18 protein-coding genes are annotated in these 18,033 nt (G+C 69.7%); 9 read left to right on the forward strand and 9 right to left on the reverse strand.

From position 1 onward, the window contains the following. Positions 1 to 82: 82 nt before the first annotated feature. The 5 genes from ACSVC7_RS24635 to ACSVC7_RS24655 all read right to left on the reverse strand — a co-directional run bounded on the left by ACSVC7_RS24635 (position 83) and on the right by ACSVC7_RS24655 (position 6,342). Positions 83 to 568 (reverse strand): YbaK/EbsC family protein, encoded by a 486-nt coding sequence (locus ACSVC7_RS24635; RefSeq protein ID WP_448207354.1) that lies wholly within the window; start codon positions 566 to 568, stop codon positions 83 to 85. Between the two features lie 194 nt (positions 569 to 762). After that, positions 763 to 1,578 (reverse strand): pyrroline-5-carboxylate reductase, encoded by an 816-nt coding sequence (gene proC, locus ACSVC7_RS24640; RefSeq protein WP_448207353.1) that lies wholly within the window; start codon positions 1,576 to 1,578, stop codon positions 763 to 765. 4 nt (positions 1,579 to 1,582) lie between these two features. Then, positions 1,583 to 2,086, reverse strand: a complete 504-nt coding sequence (locus tag ACSVC7_RS24645; protein WP_448207352.1) for a type III secretion system chaperone family protein — start codon at positions 2,084 to 2,086, stop codon at positions 1,583 to 1,585. Positions 2,087 to 2,304: 218 nt separating this feature from the next. Further along, on the reverse strand, positions 2,305 to 2,670 hold the full coding sequence (locus ACSVC7_RS24650; protein WP_448207351.1) for an accessory factor UbiK family protein: 366 nt from the start codon (positions 2,668 to 2,670) through the stop codon (positions 2,305 to 2,307). Between the two features lie 105 nt (positions 2,671 to 2,775). Next, positions 2,776 to 6,342 carry an AsmA family protein gene (locus ACSVC7_RS24655; protein ID WP_448207350.1) on the reverse strand — a complete coding sequence of 1,189 codons (3,567 nt, stop codon included), beginning with the start codon at positions 6,340 to 6,342 and terminating at the stop codon, positions 2,776 to 2,778. Between the two features lie 216 nt (positions 6,343 to 6,558). Here ACSVC7_RS24655 and ACSVC7_RS24660 point away from each other — a divergent pair, with 216 nt between their 5' ends. Next, complete coding sequence (locus ACSVC7_RS24660) at positions 6,559 to 6,735, forward strand: DUF4169 family protein (RefSeq protein ID WP_448207349.1); 177 nt, start codon at positions 6,559 to 6,561, stop codon at positions 6,733 to 6,735. 411 nt (positions 6,736 to 7,146) lie between these two features. Beyond that, positions 7,147 to 7,965, forward strand: coding sequence for a DUF2189 domain-containing protein (locus tag ACSVC7_RS24665; protein ID WP_448207348.1), 819 nt, complete (start codon positions 7,147 to 7,149; stop codon positions 7,963 to 7,965). Between the two features lie 72 nt (positions 7,966 to 8,037). Here the strand turns inward: ACSVC7_RS24665 and ACSVC7_RS24670 are convergent, their stop codons facing one another. After that, positions 8,038 to 8,226, reverse strand: a complete 189-nt coding sequence (locus ACSVC7_RS24670) for a DUF1192 domain-containing protein (protein WP_448207347.1) — start codon at positions 8,224 to 8,226, stop codon at positions 8,038 to 8,040. Positions 8,227 to 8,337: 111 nt separating this feature from the next. On the opposite strand from ACSVC7_RS24670, the gene ACSVC7_RS24675 reads away from it, so the two are divergent. The 5 genes from ACSVC7_RS24675 (at position 8,338) to ACSVC7_RS24695 (ending at position 13,545) form a co-directional block, all read left to right on the forward strand. Then, positions 8,338 to 9,345, forward strand: a complete 1,008-nt coding sequence (locus tag ACSVC7_RS24675) for an NAD(P)H-quinone oxidoreductase (RefSeq protein WP_448207346.1) — start codon at positions 8,338 to 8,340, stop codon at positions 9,343 to 9,345. A gap of 322 nt (positions 9,346 to 9,667) precedes the next feature. Next, positions 9,668 to 10,285, forward strand: a complete 618-nt coding sequence (locus ACSVC7_RS24680; protein ID WP_448207345.1) for a DUF1013 domain-containing protein — start codon at positions 9,668 to 9,670, stop codon at positions 10,283 to 10,285. 159 nt (positions 10,286 to 10,444) lie between these two features. After that, positions 10,445 to 11,038: a UbiX family flavin prenyltransferase gene (locus ACSVC7_RS24685; protein ID WP_448207344.1), complete on the forward strand. Its 594-nt coding sequence runs from the start codon at positions 10,445 to 10,447 to the stop codon at positions 11,036 to 11,038. Between the two features lie 148 nt (positions 11,039 to 11,186). Beyond that, positions 11,187 to 11,879 (forward strand): carbonic anhydrase, encoded by a 693-nt coding sequence (locus tag ACSVC7_RS24690; RefSeq protein WP_448207343.1) that lies wholly within the window; start codon positions 11,187 to 11,189, stop codon positions 11,877 to 11,879. Between the two features lie 310 nt (positions 11,880 to 12,189). Continuing rightward, positions 12,190 to 13,545, forward strand: coding sequence for a flagellar hook protein FlgE (locus tag ACSVC7_RS24695; RefSeq protein WP_448207342.1), 1,356 nt, complete (start codon positions 12,190 to 12,192; stop codon positions 13,543 to 13,545). On the opposite strand, the gene ACSVC7_RS24700 is transcribed toward ACSVC7_RS24695, so the two are convergent. Next, positions 13,529 to 15,415: a tetratricopeptide repeat protein gene (locus ACSVC7_RS24700; RefSeq protein ID WP_483508767.1), complete on the reverse strand. Its 1,887-nt coding sequence runs from the start codon at positions 15,413 to 15,415 to the stop codon at positions 13,529 to 13,531. The genes ACSVC7_RS24695 and ACSVC7_RS24700 overlap by 17 nt on opposite strands. A 101-nt stretch (positions 15,416 to 15,516) precedes the next feature. On the opposite strand from ACSVC7_RS24700, the gene ACSVC7_RS24705 reads away from it, so the two are divergent. Then, positions 15,517 to 15,912 (forward strand): hypothetical protein, encoded by a 396-nt coding sequence (locus ACSVC7_RS24705; protein WP_448207340.1) that lies wholly within the window; start codon positions 15,517 to 15,519, stop codon positions 15,910 to 15,912. 95 nt (positions 15,913 to 16,007) lie between these two features. Here the strand turns inward: ACSVC7_RS24705 and ACSVC7_RS24710 are convergent, their stop codons facing one another. Both ACSVC7_RS24710 and ACSVC7_RS24715 read right to left on the reverse strand, forming a co-directional pair. Continuing rightward, positions 16,008 to 16,457: a TIGR02444 family protein gene (locus ACSVC7_RS24710; RefSeq protein WP_448207339.1), complete on the reverse strand. Its 450-nt coding sequence runs from the start codon at positions 16,455 to 16,457 to the stop codon at positions 16,008 to 16,010. Further along, the gene (locus ACSVC7_RS24715) at positions 16,450 to 17,532 is read right to left on the reverse strand and encodes an ATP-dependent 6-phosphofructokinase (protein ID WP_448207338.1); all 1,083 of its coding nucleotides are present in this window, start codon (positions 17,530 to 17,532) and stop codon (positions 16,450 to 16,452) included. The genes ACSVC7_RS24710 and ACSVC7_RS24715 overlap by 8 nt, the downstream gene beginning before the upstream one ends. Positions 17,533 to 17,733: 201 nt before the next feature. Between ACSVC7_RS24715 and ACSVC7_RS24720 the strand changes: the two genes are divergently transcribed. Next, the gene (locus tag ACSVC7_RS24720; protein ID WP_448207337.1) at positions 17,734 to 17,934 is read left to right on the forward strand and encodes a YdcH family protein; all 201 of its coding nucleotides are present in this window, start codon (positions 17,734 to 17,736) and stop codon (positions 17,932 to 17,934) included. Positions 17,935 to 18,033 lie beyond the last annotated feature (99 nt).

Genomic DNA, 18,033 nt, shown 5'->3' on the forward strand with positions numbered 1-18,033 from the left:
TCGTTGGGGGAGAGTCTTGCCAGAGAAGCCGGGGCCTTGGAAGGGGACAGACTGTCCGGGTCAAACGGGCCGGGCTGGGACCCTACCCTTTGCGCACCGCCTCCACGCGCCCGCCGGTCATGCTGACGAGCTGGGCGGGGGTCAGGCGGAAGACGGCGTTGGGCGTGCCGGCGGCGGCCCAGATCGTCTCGAAGGCCATCAGGTCGGCGTCGATCAGCACCAGCGGCGCAACGGCGTGGCCGAGGGGCGGAACGCCGCCGATGGCGAAGCCGGTGTTCTCGCGCACGAAGTCGGGGTCGGCGCGCTCGATTTTCTCGCCAATCAGGCGGCCGACGGCCTTCTCGTCCACGCGGTTGGCGCCGCTCGCCACCACCAGCACCGGATGCCCGCTCTCCTTCGCGCGGAAGATCAAGGACTTGGCGATCTCCGCTACGGCGCAGCCGACGGCGTTGGCCGCGTCCTCGGACGTGCGGGTGCTGCCCTCATGCTCGACGACCGTATGGCCGAGGCCGATGCTGTCGAGCAGATCCTGAACGCGGCGGGCGGACGGGCTGAGGGTGGTAGTCATGGCGGGGGTCCAAGAGAACGTTGCAGCCTGGAAAGGCCTTTTAGGAGGTGATGCAAAGCGATGACTTCCACAACACTCTCGTCATCCCCGCGAAGGCGGGGATCCAGGGCTATTCGGACACTCGGCGCAACGCTCTGGATCCCCGCCTTCGCGGGGATGACGATCAGTGGTTGCTTTTTGCTACACCCCGGTCGTTACTGCGCCAGCTCTTTCGAGCGCTTGGTGGCGGCGGCCACGGCCTTGTCCAGGAGGGGTTGGAGACCGTCGCCGGCCATCAGAACCTCCAGGGCGGCCTGGGTGGTGCCGTTCGGGCTGGTCACCGCCTTGCGCAGGTCGGCAGCCTGAGTCTCGGAGCGGTGCAGGAGTTCCCCGGCGCCCGCAACGGTGGCGCGGGCCAGACGCATGGCGAGCTCCGCCGGCAGGCCGCTCGCCTCGCCGGCCTTGGCCAGGGCCTCGACCAGCAGGAACACGTAGGCCGGGCCGCTGCCCGACACGGCGGTGACGGGATCGATCAGCGATTCGTCCTCGACCCAGGCGACGTCGCCCACGGCGCGCAGCAGCGCGTCGCACAGCGCCTTCTGCGAGTCGGTGACGACGGCGTTGCCGACGGCGACCGTCATGCCGCGCCCGATGGCGGCCGGGGTGTTCGGCATGGCGCGCACGACGGCGGCGGCCTCGCCCAGATGCGACTCGAAGGCGCGGATGGTCTTGCCGGCGGCGACCGACAGGAAGACGGTGCCGGGGCGCACCAGCGCCCTGTAAGGCGGCAGCACTGAATCCATCACCTGCGGCTTCACGGCCAGCACGATCACGTCGGCCACGAAACCATCCGGCAGGTCGGCCGGGCTGGTGGCGGCGGAGACGGCGGGGTTGCCCTTCAGGTTCTCCGGAAGGCCGGAGGGCTCGACCACCACGACGCGGGAAGCCGTGCCGGCCGTCAGCCAGCCGTCCAGCATCGCGCCGCCCATCTTGCCGCAGCCGACCAGAAGCAGTGTGCAACCCTGAGCCATACCGTTACGCCTCGCCCACGGTGTCGAGGATGGCGGCGGACACAGCGTCCGACGCCGACTTGCCGCCCCAGATCACGAACTGGAAGGCGGGGTAGAAGCGCTCGCACTCCGACAGCGCGATCTCGACCAGATCTTCCAGCTGCTCAACCGTCGCGCCGCGCGAACCGCGCAGCAGCATGGTCTGGCGGAACATCGGCGTGTGCTCCTCCGAACAGACGTCGAAGTGACCCAGCCACATGCGCGCGTTCACCTCGGCCAGGAGGTCGTTGGCGGCGGAGCGGCGGGCGGCCGGCACCTTCATGTCGAACTGACAGGAAAACTGCATCGCGCAGGCGTCCGGCTGCCACACGAAGTACAGCCGGTAATCGCACCAGCGCCCCCCGATCTCGACGATCAGTTCGTCCTCGCCGGCCCGTTCGAAAGGCCATTCGTTCGCGGTGACGATCTCCTCGACGATGTCCAGGGGATTGTGCGCGGGAGTGGGAGTGTCGACGGCAACAGCCGACATGTCGGCGTCCTCCTGTGAAGGCGCGGTGGCGTACACCGCCCCCAGGGTTCCCGGGGCAAGACCCGCCCTTCGGGCACAACCCCGAAATGTTGTGTCTTGCGACCGGAGGGCTACCACCAAATGAACCGTGCCAAAAGGGGATGGCCGGCGCAACTGATTTTGGCAGCGCACCCAAAAAGGTCTGGCGTGATGAAAGATGCCGGATGGGCGCGCGGGGATCAGCCCGCAACGCCCCCGCCGGAGATGTCGTCCGAGATGTCGCCGCCCTTGCCGCCGTGGCCCGGCGCGCGGCGGCGCGGAGCCGCTTCTTCGTGCAGCAGGGTCCGGTCGGCCAGCAGGGTGGCGACCGTGGCTTCCAGCGCGGTCACCCGCTCGGCCAGGGTCTCCTGTTCCTCGCGGGCCTTGGCGGCCATGGCGCGAACGGCCTCGTACTCCTCGCGGCTGACGACGTCCATCCGCGACAGCACGCGCTCGAATTGCTGGCGCAGCTGCGCCTCGCCCTCTTCACGCAGGGACGACAGGGCGCCAAGCGCGCCACCCGCAACGCGGGCCAGATCGTCCAGAAGCTTGTTGTCCACCTGCATCGACTCAAAATCCGGGTTTCGATGGCACATTATGGGACCCACCCCGCCGAACTTCAACGGGCTTGGGCGCAATGCGTCACGCGGGCGTGAGGATTTGGCGGATTGCTACCGGCGCAGCCCCTCGATCAGCCCCTTCAGCAACCCTTCGGGCTTCACCGGCACAGACCCGCCCTCGCCGGAGCCCCCCTCCTTCGGCACGACACGGTTCAGCAGGCCCTCGGCGGCGCGGCGGGCGAAATGCTCCTGCACATCGTGCATGTCGAAGGACCGGGTCGGTTTGTCCAGCGGGCCGGTCAGCCGGACGGTCAGCGGCGGAACCGCCGACTCCGCCTGGATCGCCAGACGCACGCGCATGTCGATGGTCCGGTCCGGCAGGTTGACCTGCCCGGCCCCGGTCGCCTCCCCCACCTCGGAGGTCAGGCGCAAGTCTTCGGTGCGCAGGGTGCCCTTGTCCATAGTGAAGGTGCCGTCCAGGCGGGCGAAGCGGGTCTCGCCGCCTTGCAGCGCGCCCATCACGGCGCCCAGAACCTCCTGCGGGCGGTCGAGCTTGGTCAGCCGGTCGCGCAACACGCCGAGATCGAAGCCGCGCACCAGACCGTCGCGGGCGCTCAGCCGGCCCTGGCCGGTCAGCCCCCGCACCATCGCGTCGCGCGTGGCGCCGCTGGTCGTCAGGGTGGATTCCAGGTCCAGCGTGCCGCCGGCGATGGACACGGCCCCGCCGCCCAAGGCCCCCTCAGACTTCAATTCCGCCAGCTTCGCGCGCACCAGCGTAACGGCGGCCTCCGCCGTCGCCGGCTGTCCTTCGGGTGCGGCGAGTCGGCCAGTGACGCCGAGTTGCCCGCCCATCAGGCCGCCGTCGAACTGCTCCAGCGTCAGCAGGCCGTTCTGGAGGTTGGCGCGCAGGGCCGGACGCTCAATCCGTGTGTCGCCCTTGACCAGCGCGGAGGAGGTCAGCGCCAGCCGCCCGTCGAAGCGGCGCATCCATCCGAAATCAAGCGGGCGCCCGCCGCCAGTGGACTCCGGCTCCGGGGCACCCGCCGCCTCGGCGGGAGCGGCACCGTCCGCCTGCGGAGCGGACGCCGCCGGGGCCGTGCCGCGCGACGCCACGGCAGGAGCGGCGAGCAGCCGGTCGAGGTCCAGGTCGGTGGTTTGCAGCTCCGCGTCCACGCGCGGCTTCGCGCCGTTCAGGTCGGCGCCGGCGCGACCGCGCAGCGACGTCCCGGCGACCGTGCCCTGGATGTTGCCGAGCGTGAAGGCCTTCCTGGTCCCGTTCAGCTCCGTGTAGAGGTCGAGCGGCCCGTAGGAGGCCCCCTCCCCGCCCGCGCTTTCGGCGAAGAGGGCGGCGAGCCGGCCCAGTTCCGGGTGCTTGGTGCGCAGCTTCAGATCGGCGGAGGGCTCGCGCTCCAGGTTCATCAGGGTGCCGCCGGCTTCCAGCGTGCCGCCGGCCGCGTCCATGGTCAGTTCCACCGCCATGCGCTCCTCGTCGCCGGAGACGCGGGCCTGCGCCTTCACCGGACCCAGCCGTTCCGGCGTTGGGGCGCCCGGCGGCCAGTGGACGCGACTCGCCAGCGCGTCCAGGCTGGCGGCCTCGGCGTCCAGTGTCAGGTGCGCGCCGCGCAGGGGCGCCAGCCCGGCGATCTGGCCATCCAGCCGGCCCTTGATGCCGGCGATGTCCTCCACCCGCGCCTCCTTGATGGACAGCGCCCCGCCCGCGGCGGTCGCCTCCACGCGCAGGCCCTGGACCGGCGTGTTGCGCACCGTGAGCTGCCCGACGGTGAGGTCGAGGTTGGCGTCCACGGCGGCCAGCAGCCGGGCCGGCGTCCAGGCCGGGCGGTTGCCGTTGCCAGCGCCTTTGCCCCGCGCCGTGGGAGCGGGCGTGGCGGCGCCCGGAGCGGGAGCAGGAGCAGGAGCAGGAGCGGCATTCGGCGCCGGCTGCGGCGCGGCGGCGGGCTCGGCGGCGCTTGCCGGCTGCGGCAGGTAGGCGTCGAGATTGATGCGGTCGAGGTCGAGCCGCGCGCCGAAGGCCGGGCGGCCACGGTCCACATAGGCCACGGCGCCGGTCAGGCGGCTGGTGTCCACCCGCAGATCCAACCCGGTCACGTCCAGCCGGCCGGGCCGCCCCTGGAGTTGCGCCGCCAGCGAGGACCTGCGCAGCCGGTCGGCCGGCACCGCGCGCACGTCCAGCTTCAGCCAGTCCAGCAGGGCGCGCAGGTTGTCGGCGTTCGCCTCCAGCCGCAGGTCCAGGTTGGGCTGGCCGTTGGCGGCGCCCAGCTCGCCCGCCGCCACGATGTCGGAGCCGCCGGGCAGCAGCGCGCTGAAGCGGTCGATGTTCAGCTTGCCGCCCGCAAGGCTCGCCTCCACACGCCCCTGGCGGACCACTCCGCCGTTGTAGGTGACGCCGTCCACCGCGAGGTCGAGCTTCGCGTCCAGCCCTTCCGGCAGCGCGAATCCGCCGGCGCGCGCCTGGGCGGGCGGATTCGGCGCGTTCGGGGCCGGGACATTCTGGGCCGGGACATTCTGGGGCGGGGCGTTGGGCGCGGGAACGCTCGGCACGGGGGTGCCGGTCGGCGGGGCGCCGCCGTTGCCACCGCGTTGCGCGGCGGGGGGAGCCGCCGCGCGGTCGAGTCCCGCGCGCTCCAGCCAGGCGTCGAGGTCCAGCCGGTTGAGCGCCAGCGTCAGCTCTCCCCGCGCCGGGCTGCCGGTGCGCAGCGAGGCGCCGCCGGTGGCGCGCGTGTCGCCGAGCTGGCCTTCCAGGTTGGTGAAGCTGGCCCCGGCGCCGGACGCCTCCACCGCCGAACGCACGCTGAAGGCCTGGGCCAGCGCCGGGTTGCCGGCGAGGGCGCCCAGGCCGGCGCGGAACGGTTCCAGCGCGCGGGCGAGGTCGCTGCCCTCCACCCGCAGGTCGCCCTGGGCGCGCGAGCCGGCGGGGGTACCGGGGGGCGCATTCGTGACGATGCCGGCGAAGCGCAGCGTGGCGTCGGTGTCGGCCATGGACAGCGCCGCCCGCACCTGCACGGCCGCCCCCTCCACCAGGCGGCTGACGAACATCTCGCCGTGCAGCGGCACGCCGCGCAGGCGGAAGCCGCCCTGCCCCTGGAACGGGCCGGTGAAGCTGCCGGCGACGATGCGGGCGTCCAGCTGCTCCAGCCGTTCCGACCGGCCGGAGCGGGCGTCGCGGTAGAGCACTGTGCCGTTCTGCACCGTCACCTGGTCGAAGCTGACCGCGGAGGCGAATCCGTCGCCCGAACCGCCCCCGCCGCCGGTGCCCGCGGGCGGACGCTCCGCCCCCGACAGGTCCCAGTTGAAGCGGCCGTCAGGCAGCACCTCGAACACGAAGGTCGGGTCGATTAGGCGGATGCTCTGCACCTGGATGTGGCCGCTGAGCAGCGGGCCGAGCGCCACGCGGACGTCCAGCTCCTTCAGCCGGGCCATGTCCGGCTCCGACCCGCCGGTAGCGTTGGCCAGCCGCGCGTCGCGCACCGTCAGCGCCGGCGACGGCAGCAGGGACAGGCCGATGTCGCCCTTCAGCTCGACCGCGCGGCCGGTGGCGGCGGACACCCGCTCGGCGATCTGGGCCTTGTAGCTGTTCCAGTCGATGAAGCTGGGCACCACGAGGACCGCGCCAACCAGGATGGCGAGCACGACCAGACACGCGATCAGGAACTTCTTCACCGGATGACCCGCCTTCCCCACCGTTCGGCTGTTGAGTCGCCGAATTCCCCGCCGGCCCGGCCCTTCCGGCCGGTGCGGCGATCCGCTAAGCTAACCCCCAGACAAGAAACAAGCAATTTGGGCAAATCCACGGCCGAGTTGCGGCCCGCGCGCGATACCGCCGGTCAGCCCCAGGGCGCCCGGAAGACGCCGCGCCGAGACGTTGGAGACACGCGCATGGGTGATGTCGTCAACCTGAACCGATTCCGAAAGATGCGCGATCGGGAAGAGCGTGAAAAAGTCGCGGAGGAGAACCGCGTCCGCTTCGGCCGCACCAAGGCCGAAAAGCAGCGCGACCGCCAGGAGGCCGAGCGCAAGACCCGCGACCTGGAGGGCAAAAAGGTGGAGGATTAGGGGCGGCATCGGTTTCGACGCGATGTGTCTCCAAACCCGAAGTCAGCATTCCCTCGTCATCCCCGCGAAGGCGCATAGGCGCTGACTTTAGGCGTTTGGCGCGCCCTGCAACGTGCAACCACCCTCCCATCTCGTCATCCCCGCGAAGGCGGGGATCCAGCCTGTTCAGGCACTTATGTGCGAAGCTTTCTGGATCCCCGCCTTCGCGGGGATGACGGAAAAGCGCAAGCTTAAGGACGAACCCGCGCGCAGGTCTGCGATATAGGGGTATTCGCGCCCCGAAATGCATACTCTTTTGAGACTATCTGTAACAGAAACAGTTCGCCGTAACGACAATCTGTTCAATGGTGATTCCCTTTGCTACATTGCGTCTCACGAGAGGCGTTTCGGGCAAAGGGGAGGACGGTCACCATGGTCGACATCTCGTCTCATCGCGGTGCATCCCAGTTCCAACAACCACCAGCCGCACAACCGTCCAGCTTCATCCCGCGAATCCGCCGGGTGGACGCCGACCGCCCGTGGGTGTGGCTGTCGGCGGGGTGGCGCGACTTCTGCGCCAGCCCGGTGATCGGCTTGGCCTATGGCCTGCTGGCCGTGGTCTCCAGCTTCGTGCTGGTGGCCGGGCTCGCCATGTACGACCTGCACTATCTGATCCTGCCGATGGCGGCCGGCTTCATGCTGCTGGGGCCGGTGCTCGCGGTCGGGCTTTATGAGACGAGCCGCCTGCTGGAGCGCGGGGAGCGTCCGACGCTGGCGAGGGTGGCGGGCGCCTACCACCGCAACGGCGTGCAGATCGCCGGGATCGGGCTGACGCTGATGCTGGCGCTGCTGGCCTGGATCCGGGTGGCCTTCCTGATCTTCGCGCTGTTCTTCTCGATGGAGCCGCCGGCCTTCGACCAGTTGATCGACCGCATCTTCTTCTCGGCGGAGACGATCCCCTTCCTGCTGACCGGGACCATCGTCGGCGGGGTGATCGCGACGGCGGTCTTCGCCATCAGCGTGGTGTCCATCCCGATGCTGCTGGACCGCGAGACCGACGCCTTCACCGCCATGGCGACCAGCATCGCCGTGGTGCGCGAGAACTGGAAGCCGATGGCGGCCTGGGCTTTCCTGATCACGCTGTTCACGGCGGCCGGCATGGTCACCGGCTTCCTCGGGCTGGCGCTGGCGCTGCCGTTGATCGGCTATTCCTCCTGGCACTGCTACCGCGATCTGGTCGGCGCGGACTGATACGTCACCTCGCAAAAGCGGAGAATCACGCGAAGCCCTCCCCCGAACCGCATCGGGGGAGGGCTTTTCGCATCAGGACGGCTTCTTGAAGAAGGCTTCCGCCGCGTTCTTCTGCGCTTCCTTGGCGGCGATGGCGGCGCGGGCGCGGGCGATCTCCGCCTCCAGGCCGGCGATGTATTCCTTCAGCTCCGCCACCCCCAAGGTGGTGAGGTCCTTCAGCGCCGGCTTGGCCTTGCGCGGCTCCAGATCGTCGATGTCCATGGGCGTGCCCTCCCACCGTTCTTGTCAGCGTCGCGGCGGAATTCTACCTTTGGACGCCTAAGGACACAAACAGCCCAAGACAACAAACCAAGAGCAAACGGGAGAGAGACCATGGGCATCGCCCTGCCGGACAGCATGACCTGCATCGAGATTTCCCAGCCCGGCGGGCCGGCGGTGCTGCGCCCGACGCAGCGCCCGGCCCCGGTGCCCGGCCCCGGCGAGGTGCTGGTGGCGGTGGAGGCGGCCGGCGTGAACCGCCCCGACCTGCTGCAGCGCCAGGGCCGCTACGACCCGCCGCCGGGCGCGTCCGACCTGCCGGGGCTGGAGGTCGCAGGCCGCGTCGTCGCCATCGGCGAGGGCGTCACCGAATGGGCCGCCGAGGACGCGGTGTGCGGGCTGGTGGCCGGCGGCGGCTACGCCCGGTATTGCGTGGTGCCGGCGGCCCAGCTGCTGCCCGTGCCGAAGGGCTTCGGCATGATCGAGGCCGCCGCCGTGCCGGAAACCTACTTCACCGTCTGGACCAACGTGTTCGAGCGCGGCGCCCTGCAACCCGGCGAGACGTTCCTGGTGCACGGCGGGTCCAGCGGCATCGGCACGACGGCGATCCAGCTCGCCAAAGCCTTCGGGGCCAAGGTCTTCACGACCGCCGGCAGCGCCGACAAGTGCCGCGCCTGCGAGGAGCTGGGGGCCGACCGGGCCATCGACTACAAGACCGAGGACTTCGCCGCCGTCATCAAGCAGGAGACCGGCGGGCGCGGCGTGGACGTGGTGCTGGACATGGTCGGCGGCGACTACATCGCCCGCGACATCGACATCATGGCCCCGGACGGCCGCCACGTCTCCATCGCCTTCCTCCAGGGGCCGAAGGTGTCGATCAACATGTTCCCGGTGATGACCAAGCGCCTGACGCTGACCGGCTCCACGCTGCGCGCCCGGCCGGTGGCCGAGAAGGGCCGCATCGCCCGGGCGCTGCGCGAGAAGGTGTGGCCGCTGCTGGAATCCGGGACGATCAAGCCGGTGATCCACAAGACCTTCCCCCTGGAGCAGGCGGCCGAGGCCCACGCGCTGATGGAATCCAGCACACACATCGGCAAGATCGTTTTGACGGTGGGAGGCTGACCGTGGGGGCCTGACCTTGGGTGCTTGAGCGGCCCATTGTTTCGCTTGCGAAGGAATTCCGGGCGGCACGGCCCGGAATTCCCGCCTTCCGGCGCGTTTTTTCCGCATTCTCGTTTGCGGCGAGCGGCGCGGGCTTGCTAAAGCTCGCCAAGACCGCTAGCAGAGAATGGGCGTCCGGCTCTGCCGGCCGCCTGCGGATGCGCGCTTACATCGACCGGTTTCGACCCTATATGGAGGGCGAAGCTGGGAAATTTCCGGTAAAGTTATTCCGACGGCCCGTCCAACGGCGGGTGCGGTCGGGTTGAAGTTGTCAGGAGGGACGATGGCACTGCCCTTGATGCCGAAAGCGACGGCCGTTTGGCTGGTCGAGAACACATCCTTGACCTTCGAGCAGATCGCCGCCTTCTGCGGCCTGCACTCCCTGGAGGTCCAGGCCATCGCCGATGGCGAGGTGGCGGTCGGCATGGTCGGGCTGGACCCGGTGGCCAACGGTCAGCTGACCAAGGCCGAGATCGAACGGTGCGAGCGCAACCAGGACCTGCGGCTGAAGCTGCTGGTGCCGGACCTGCCGCTGCCCGCCGCCCGGTCGAAGGGGCCGCGCTACACCCCGATCACCAAGCGCGGGGACAAGCCGGACGCCATCGCCTGGCTGCTGAAGCACCATCCGGAGCTGTCGGACGCGCAGACCTGCCGCCTGATCGGCACGACCAAGCCGACCATCGCCGCGGTGCGCGACCGCACGCACTGGAACGCCCCGAACATCAAGCCGCGCAACCCGGTCATGCTGGGCCTGTGCACCCAGCGCGAGCTGGAAGAGGCGCTGGCGCTGGCCGTCCGCCGCGGCGGCGTGCCCCTCACCCCGGAGGAGCGCGAAACCGAGGAGGGTGAAGAGGGCTACGGCGGCGATTCGCCCTATTCGGAGCAGGAAGAGGCGCACTGAGGGGGCGGGCTTGCCCCCACGCTCTCCTTTTCCCCACCCTCCCCCGCTAACGCAGGGGAGGGCCAAGATCCCCTCTCCCGCGTAGCGGGGGAGGGTTAGGGAGGGGGCAACGGTCTCCACTCCCTGGACTTGCCGCCGCTCTCACCCCAGATTCCGGACATGACCTTCCCCTCCCGTCTTGTCGTCGGCATCAGCGGTGCGTCGGGCGTCGTGTACGGCATCCGGCTGCTGGAAACGCTGCGCCGGATCGGCGTCGAATCGCACCTCGTCGTCAGCCGCTCGGCCGAGGTGACGCTGGCCCATGAGTCCGACCTGAAGGTCGCCGACCTCCGCGCGCTGGCCGACGTGTCCTACGCCGCCGCCGACATCGGCGCCGCCATCGCCAGCGGAAGTTTCCGCGCCATGGGCATGATCGTCGCCCCCTGTTCCGTCCGCACGATGAGCGAGATCGCCACCGGCGTGACCTCCACCCTGTTGACGCGCGCCGCCGACGTGACGCTGAAGGAGCGCCGCCCGCTGGTGCTGATGGTGCGGGAAACGCCGCTGCATCTGGGCCACCTGCGCACGATGACGCAGCTTGCCGAGATGGGGGCGATCATCGCGCCGCCCGTGCCGGCCTTCTATTCCCGGCCGCGCACCATCGACGACATCGTCGACCACACGGTTGGCCGCGCGCTGGACCTGTTCGGGCTGGACGCGGGCATCGTCCGGCGCTGGGGCGAGGCCGAGCAGCCGGAGATTCTGGAGACCTGACGTCAGCATTCGGTTCCACGGCGTTTGGGCCCACGCGTTTTAGGCCCAAGCCTTTTATGGATGTGAAGCCCTGGAAACCTGACGCAGCCTCCGCTATACCGCACAAAGTAGGTCCGATAAGGGCGACGCGAGAAAGGGTGTCCGCGACATGGTGAGCAACAGCGAACAGGACAAACCCATTCGGCAGCTTCTGGCCGGCATCAAGGGCTTCCGCGCCCGCTATTACGAGCGCCGGCCCGACAGCATGCGCCAGCTCGTGGAAGAGGGGCAGAAGCCGCAGGTGCTGATGATCGGCTGCTCCGACAGCCGAGTCGATCCGGCGCTGCTGACCCAGGCGGAGCCGGGCGAGCTGTTCGTGGTGCGCAACGTCGCCAACCTCGTCCCGCCCTACCAGCCGGACGGCAGCTATCACGGCACCTCGGCGGCCATCGAATACGCCGTCCGCGTGCTGAATGTCGGGCATGTCATCGTGCTGGGCCACGCCTTGTGCGGCGGCATCCAGGGGCTGATCCGCCTGCGCGCGGGCGATCCCGGCGAGAACGACTTCGTGTCGCCCTGGGTGTCCATCGCCAGCGCCGCGCTCGACCCCTACGCCCCCGCCCCGGACGCCGAGGCGGATGCGGAGCGCCGCAAGGCCGACCTGGAGCGGCTTCAGCAGAACCCCGACATGGTCGAGCGCGCCGCCGTCCGCACCTCCGTCGACAACCTGATGACCTTCCCCTTCGTGCGCGAGCGCGTGGAGGCCGGCACGCTGGAAATCCACGGCTGGTGGTTCGACCTGGACAGCGGCGATCTCTGGGCCATCGACCCGCAGACCAAGATCTTCCTGCCGGTGGAGTAATACGCGGTCCGAAACATTCGGACCGCTGCGTTCACACGCCACGCAAGCTTCGGCCCTCGCGGGCCGCGGTCGCCGTCGCGACCGATACCGTGTTCGAAAAGTCAGAACTTTTCGAACACGGTATAACCCGGCCCCGCCGGTCGGCCAATAGTTCCCAACGGGCGCTTCGCGGCACCGCCGCGGCGGCAAAATCTGCCCAGGCCCGTTGGGCAACGCCTTCCAAACCCTTTTATTTCCGCCCCGCCTCGTCTGGCACGCCGGTTGCTTATTCCCTGCCGAATTCTGTTTCCGCGGCAAGGATGGCCGGTCCATGGGCATCACGACGATTCTCAACAATGGCGTGCTGGGGCTGACGGCGCAGAGCCGGTCGCTCGGCTCCATTTCGGACAACATCGCGAACGCCTCGACGACCGGCTACAAGGCGACGGAGACGCAGTTCGGCGACCTCGTGCTCGGGGACCGCTCGACCGCCGCCTACGCCGACCAGGGGGTGAGGGCGTTCAACCGCCTGGACACCTCCGCCGGCACGGTCACGCAGACCGGCATCACGACCAACGCGTCCATCGTCGGCAACGGCTTCTTCATCGTCCAGGACGTGGATTTCATGGCGTCCGCGACCCAGAAGACACCGCCCGTGGAGCTGACGCGCGCCGGCGACTTCTCGCTGGACAAGGACGGGCAGATGGTCAACGGCGCCGGCAAGGCGCTGATGGGCTTCAAGCTCGACCCGAACAACCCGACCGCATCCCCCACCAGCACGGCCGACCTGACGCCCGTGTCGCTGGCGTCGGTGAAAAACTATCACGAGGCCACGACGCAGGCGTCGGTCGCCCTGAACCTGCCCTCGGACCAGAAGGTGGCGACCACGCCCACGCCGGCCAACACCACCGGCATCGACCTGAAGCTGATCGACAAGACCGGGGCCGGCGGCAGCGCGAACCTGCGATTCATGAAGAGCGGGCAGAACGCGGACGGCAGCACGACCTGGCAGGTCTACAGCGCCGGGGCCGTCGGTTCGGACGGCAAGGCGGTGGGCGACATCAAGGCCAACGACCCGAGCACGTGGCAGACCCTCGGCAGCCTGACCTTCGACCGCAGCGGCGTGCTGACCGGCGGGGCGGACGGAAGCAAGGTCACGGTCTCGCTGAACCCCGGCGGCAACTTCGCGCCGGTGACGGTCGATCTGGGCACCATCGGGTCGCCGGACGATTCGATGACCAACATCGCCGGCATGGACATCGGCAACCGGCAGAGCCAGAACGGCATCCCGGCCGGCAGCTATCAGAGCGCGGAGCTGACCGAAAACGGCTACCTCAAGGCGACCTTCGCCGGCGGGCGCGAACGCTTCGTCTACCGCATTCCCGACGCCGTCGTCGCCAACCCGCAGGATTTGGAAAGCGTGTCCGGAACCGCCTTCCGGCCGACCGTCGAATCGGGAAACATCAAGCTCGCCAACTTCGGCGTCAGCACCGGCACGGGAACGAAGACGGGATCCAAAAAGGGCGTGGGCGCCACCCTGAATTCGGGCAGCGTCGAGGGGTCCAACGTCAACATCGAGGAACAGTTCACCACGCTGATCCAGGCGCAGCGCACCTATTCCGCCGCGTCCAAGCTGGTCTCCACCGCCGACGAGATGACCCAGACGACGCTCACGCTGCGGGCGTAAAGCGCTGAAGGGCGTCGGCGACGCGGGCGGCGACCTCCGCCCAGTCGCCGACGCGCGCCTGCCGGAACAGGCGGGCCGTGGGATACCAGGGGCTGTCCTCGCGGTCGAGCAGCCAGCGCCAGTCCGGCGAGAAGGGCAGCACCACCCACAGCGGCACCCCCAGCGCCCCGGCCAGATGGGCCGGCCCGGTGCAGGAGGAGATCACCAGATCCAGGTTCGCCATGATCGCCGCCGTGTCGGCGAAGTCGGCGATCTCCGGACCGAGGTCGGTGAAGGACGCCGGCAGCGGCACGCGTTCCAGATCCTCGCGCCCCGGCCCCTTCTGCAACCCGAAGAAGCGCACGCCGGGCACCTCCAGCACGGCGCGCAGCCCCTCCAGCCGAGGCGAGCGCAGCCGGTCGCCGGGAAAGCGCGGGTTGCCGGCCCAGACCAGACCAACGCGCGGTTCCCGCCCCTCCCCCAGCCGCTCCTTCCAAGCGGCGGCGCGGGCCGGGTCGGGCCGCAGGTAGGGCGCAGCGGCCGGCACGCTCTCCAGCGTGGTGCCGAGCGCGCGCGGCAGGCTCATCAGCGGGCATTCAAGGTCGAAGTCGGGAAGCTGCTGCCCCCGCGCGATCAGCCGCTCCACGCCGGGCAAGCCGGACAGCACCGTGACCAGGGAGGGCTGCACCTCCAGCAGCACCCGCGCGCCGCGCGCCGCCACCAGCGGGACAAAGCGCACGAACTGCAGCGTGTCGCCCAGCCCCTGTTCGGCGTAGAGCAGGATCGTCCGACCGGCGATGTCCTCCCCCTTCCAGGTCGGCTGGGCGAAGGGGCGCCAGGGCGGCTCGGCCCCGCCATCGTGGCGGCGCCAGTCGAACTCCGGCCAGCCGCCGATATAGTCCCCGGCCAGCAGACGCGCGAAACCCCGGTTCCAGCGCAGGCCGGCATCGGCGGGACGCTCCGCCAGAGCGCGGTCGAAGTCGGCGAGCGCGTCCGCCGGGCGTGCCATGGCGACCAGAGCCGTGCCGCGCGCCGCCCATAGGGATGTCCCAGGCCGTAGCCGCTCCGCCTCCGCGAAGGCGGCCAGCGACTCGTCGAACCGCCCAAGCTTGGCGAGCAGCGCGCCGAGATTCTCCCAAGCCTCGGCGTAGTCCGGGTTGGCGGCGAGTGCTGCGCGGTAGGCGGCCTCCGCCTCGTCCCAGCGGTTCTGCGCGGCCAGCGCCGAGCCGAGCGTCATACGGGCCGCCGGCAGCCCGTCACGCGCGGCGAGCGCCCGGCGCGCCGCCGATTCGGCGAGGTCCGGCCGGCACTGCGCCAAGCGCGCGTCGGCGAGGTTCACCAGCGCCTCCACATGGGTCGGGTCGAGCGCCAGCGCGCGGCCGGCGGAGCGCGCCGCCGCCTCCCCCCGCCCCAGCGCGCGCAGGGCGCCGGCCCGGCTGGCGTGGGCGTCGGCCAGCGCGGGGTCCAGGCGCAGGGCGCGCGCGTAGGCAGCCTCCGCCCCCGCCGCGTCGCCGAGCGTCTGGAGCGCGCCCGCAAGGTTGGACTGCCCACCCGCCGAGTCGGGCCGCAGGGCCAGCGCCCGGCGCAGGATCCCCGCCCCCTTCCCCGCGTGGCCCGCCTGCGCGTACAGGGTTCCCAGTAGCTGGGCGGCGTCGGGCTGCTCCGGGTCGGCCTCCAGGATGCGGACGTAGAGGGTCGCGGCCTCGTTCAGGCGGCCGGCCTGGTGGTGGTCGATGGCGGCCAGCAGGGCCTCGGTGATCGTCGCCATGGGGGAGCCGTCAGGTGAAAAAGCCGGAACCGGCCGCGGGGCCGCGATCATGCCCGGATGGCGGGCCGAGGGGAACAGCGGGCTTGGCCCAGCGCGCGCCCCTGCGGCGTACAGCCTTGCCATCTTCGCAACCCTCCCACGAAAAGCACCCGGTTGCCTTTCAATTGAAGCGCAAATATGATTTGTTTAGACAGTTTCCAATCCGTTGCTGAAAGTTCTGGGTGATGAAAGATCGCATCAGCGTCTGTGCGCTGGCGTTGACCTGCGCGCTCGTTCCGGCGGTTCTGGCGGTAAATCCGGCCGAGGCCAGCGAAAAGGGTGGCGGCGGTGGTGGTTGCCCCTGGGCGCAGGACGTGACGCTGGAGATCGGCAACAAGACGCTGAAGCTCGGCCAGGACGCCTTCACGAGCACCGAACCGCTGAGCATCGACGGATTCCAGATCTACCCGCTCGTCAACCAGCTGAAGCTGCGCATCCTCGGCCCCAAGGGCCAGGAATGGGAGGCCGCGTTGACCCGCCTGCAAGGCGGCAAGCGCTGCAATGCCTTCTACGTCGGCAAGGCATTCCAGGTTTCCGATTCGGAAGACGGGGACGGGCTGGGTTTGGTGCTGACCCGCTGACGCGAAAGCCTGCGTAGGTTGGGTTGAGCGCACGCGAAACCCAACATGGTCGGTCCGGCAAAGGGTGTTGGGTTTCGCCTTCGGCTCAGCCCAACCTACGCCTGAAGCGCCGCGAGCAACGCTGCCAGCGCCGGTTCCTCGCCGGGAACGAGCAGGCGCAGGTTCGCGGCGGCAAGCTCTACCGTTCCTCCCGGTGCGGGGGTCAGGCCGCTTTCGGCGTACAGCCGGTCCTGCTGGATGCGCTCCGCCGCCAATTCGGCGGCTTTCAGGCGGTCGTAGAGGGCGGCGTCCTCGCCCTTCACCCGGCGGCGCACGGCGCGCAGGGGGCGCACCACCTCCGCCCGCCAGGGGGCGACGGCCGCGTCGATGCGCGCCAGTTCCTCCGCCGTCAGGCGGACGCCGCAGGCCAGCCCGGCCCAGGCGGCGAAGAGCAGGACGTTGACGTCCAGCCCCCGCCGGTCCTGCAAGTCCAGACAAGCCGCAGGAACCCCCGGCCGCGCGTAGACGGCCAGGGAAAAGTCCCAGAACGGGTTTGGATCAGTCACCCAGGCTGATGCCCAGGCCGCGGGCGGTCTTGACCAGCGCGCCGTCCAGTTCGACCTCCGCGTAGCGGGCGATGGCCTCGGTGATCGGCACGTCGATGACGCCGCGGTTGGACCAGGCGACCATGCGGTCGAACTTGCCCTCCGCGATCAGGTCCACCGCGTGCACGCCGAAGGCCGAGGCGACGAGGCGGTCGCGCGGGCTGGGCATGCTGCCGCGCTGGACGTGGCCCAGCACGGTGACGCGGGTCTCGGCCCCCGTCGCCTCGGCGATCTTCTCGCCAATGTAGTCGCCAATGCCGCCGTAGCGCTTCTCGCCGCCCTGGAACAGCTTCTTCACACCGGTGCCGTCCACGGTCTTCACCGCCTCCGACACCACGACCAGCGCGAAGTTGCGGCCCGTGGAGCGCACCTGCTTGATCTTCGCGGCGATCTTGTCGATGGAGTAGGCAATCTCCGGGATCAGCACCACGTCGGCGCCGCCGGCGATGCCGGCCGCCAGCGCGATGTGGCCGGCGTCGCGGCCCATCACCTCCAGCACCATGACGCGGGCGTGGCTGGCCGCGGTCGGCTGGAGCCGGTCGAGCGCCTCCACCGCCACGCCGACGGCGGTGTCGTAGCCGACCGACACCTCGGTCATGCCCAGGTCGTTGTCGATGGTCTTCGGCACGCCGACCAGCTTCATGCCGCCCCTCTGGGCCAGCTTGTGCAGGATGGCGAAGCTGCCGTCGCCGCCGATGCCGATCAGCGCGTCCAGGCCCAGTTCCCGATAGCCGCCGATGATCTCGTCGGAGCGGTCCTTCAGCGTGCCGTCGCCCATGGGATAGGCGAAGGGGTCGCCGCGGTTGGTGGTGCCCAGGATCGTGCCGCCCATGCGCATCATGTTGCCGTCCACCTGCGGCAGATCGAGCACCTGATACTGCACCGGGCGCTGCAACAGCCCCTGGGTGCCTTCCTTGATGCCCACGACCTGCCAGCCATAGGTCAGAACGGCGCGGTGCACCACCGCGCGGATCACCGCGTTCAGCCCGGCGCAATCGCCGCCGCTGGTGAGAATGCCGATGCGCTTTGCCGTCATGGATGCCTGTCCCGTGTCGTCTGGAACTGCTTCATTCAGTAGTCATACCAGAACGATGTTCCACCGCAATCGTTCTGGCCGTGAAATTTATTACCTTGCGGTGACAGGTTCATAACCCGAATGGCGGGTGGAGGTTTCGCGGTGCCGCCGCTCATCAAATCTGGTATAGTCCCGCCCGCTTAGCCAGCGGGCCCCGCGCGCATGAACGAACAAGAGATGCTGAAAGAGAAATTGGCCACGCTTCGCAGCGAGCATCGCGACCTCGACGACGTGATCGCCCGCCTGCACGAACGTGCGCCGTTCGACCAGCTTCAGATGCAACGTCTGAAGAAGCGCAAACTCGCGCTCAAGGACCAGATCGCGGTTCTGGAAAGCCGCCTGCTGCCCGACATCATCGCGTGATGCGCGCGTCGCTCTGGACTCCCACCGCGCCTTTTCTATAATGCGCCGCTTTCCGGACCTTGAGGAAAGCGAGCCGCCGTGCCTGATGAGTCTGTAGCC

The organism is Azospirillum mesophilum (assembly GCF_053470405.2).

Bases quoted from the DNA above. Each gene is read 5' to 3' on its own strand.
- ACSVC7_RS24715 (WP_448207338.1), bottom strand. From the start codon at position 17,532: ATGACGGCAAAGCGCATCGGCATTCTCACCAGCGGCGGCGATTGCGCC.
- ACSVC7_RS24650 (WP_448207351.1), bottom strand. From the start codon at position 2,670: ATGCAGGTGGACAACAAGCTTCTGGACGATCTGGCCCGCGTTGCGGGT.
- ACSVC7_RS24700 (WP_483508767.1), bottom strand. From the start codon at position 15,415: ATGGCAAGGCTGTACGCCGCAGGGGCGCGCGCTGGGCCAAGCCCGCTG.
- ACSVC7_RS24685 (WP_448207344.1), top strand. From the start codon at position 10,445: ATGACCTTCCCCTCCCGTCTTGTCGTCGGCATCAGCGGTGCGTCGGGC.
- ACSVC7_RS24695 (WP_448207342.1), top strand. From the start codon at position 12,190: ATGGGCATCACGACGATTCTCAACAATGGCGTGCTGGGGCTGACGGCG.
- proC (WP_448207353.1), bottom strand. From the start codon at position 1,578: ATGGCTCAGGGTTGCACACTGCTTCTGGTCGGCTGCGGCAAGATGGGC.
- ACSVC7_RS24690 (WP_448207343.1), top strand. From the start codon at position 11,187: ATGGTGAGCAACAGCGAACAGGACAAACCCATTCGGCAGCTTCTGGCC.
- ACSVC7_RS24680 (WP_448207345.1), top strand. From the start codon at position 9,668: ATGGCACTGCCCTTGATGCCGAAAGCGACGGCCGTTTGGCTGGTCGAG.
- ACSVC7_RS24635 (WP_448207354.1), bottom strand. From the start codon at position 568: ATGACTACCACCCTCAGCCCGTCCGCCCGCCGCGTTCAGGATCTGCTC.
- ACSVC7_RS24675 (WP_448207346.1), top strand. From the start codon at position 8,338: ATGGGCATCGCCCTGCCGGACAGCATGACCTGCATCGAGATTTCCCAG.
- ACSVC7_RS24660 (WP_448207349.1), top strand. From the start codon at position 6,559: ATGGGTGATGTCGTCAACCTGAACCGATTCCGAAAGATGCGCGATCGG.
- ACSVC7_RS24665 (WP_448207348.1), top strand. From the start codon at position 7,147: ATGGTCGACATCTCGTCTCATCGCGGTGCATCCCAGTTCCAACAACCA.
- ACSVC7_RS24705 (WP_448207340.1), top strand. From the start codon at position 15,517: ATGAAAGATCGCATCAGCGTCTGTGCGCTGGCGTTGACCTGCGCGCTC.
- ACSVC7_RS24645 (WP_448207352.1), bottom strand. From the start codon at position 2,086: ATGTCGGCTGTTGCCGTCGACACTCCCACTCCCGCGCACAATCCCCTG.
- ACSVC7_RS24670 (WP_448207347.1), bottom strand. From the start codon at position 8,226: ATGGACATCGACGATCTGGAGCCGCGCAAGGCCAAGCCGGCGCTGAAG.
- ACSVC7_RS24720 (WP_448207337.1), top strand. From the start codon at position 17,734: ATGAACGAACAAGAGATGCTGAAAGAGAAATTGGCCACGCTTCGCAGC.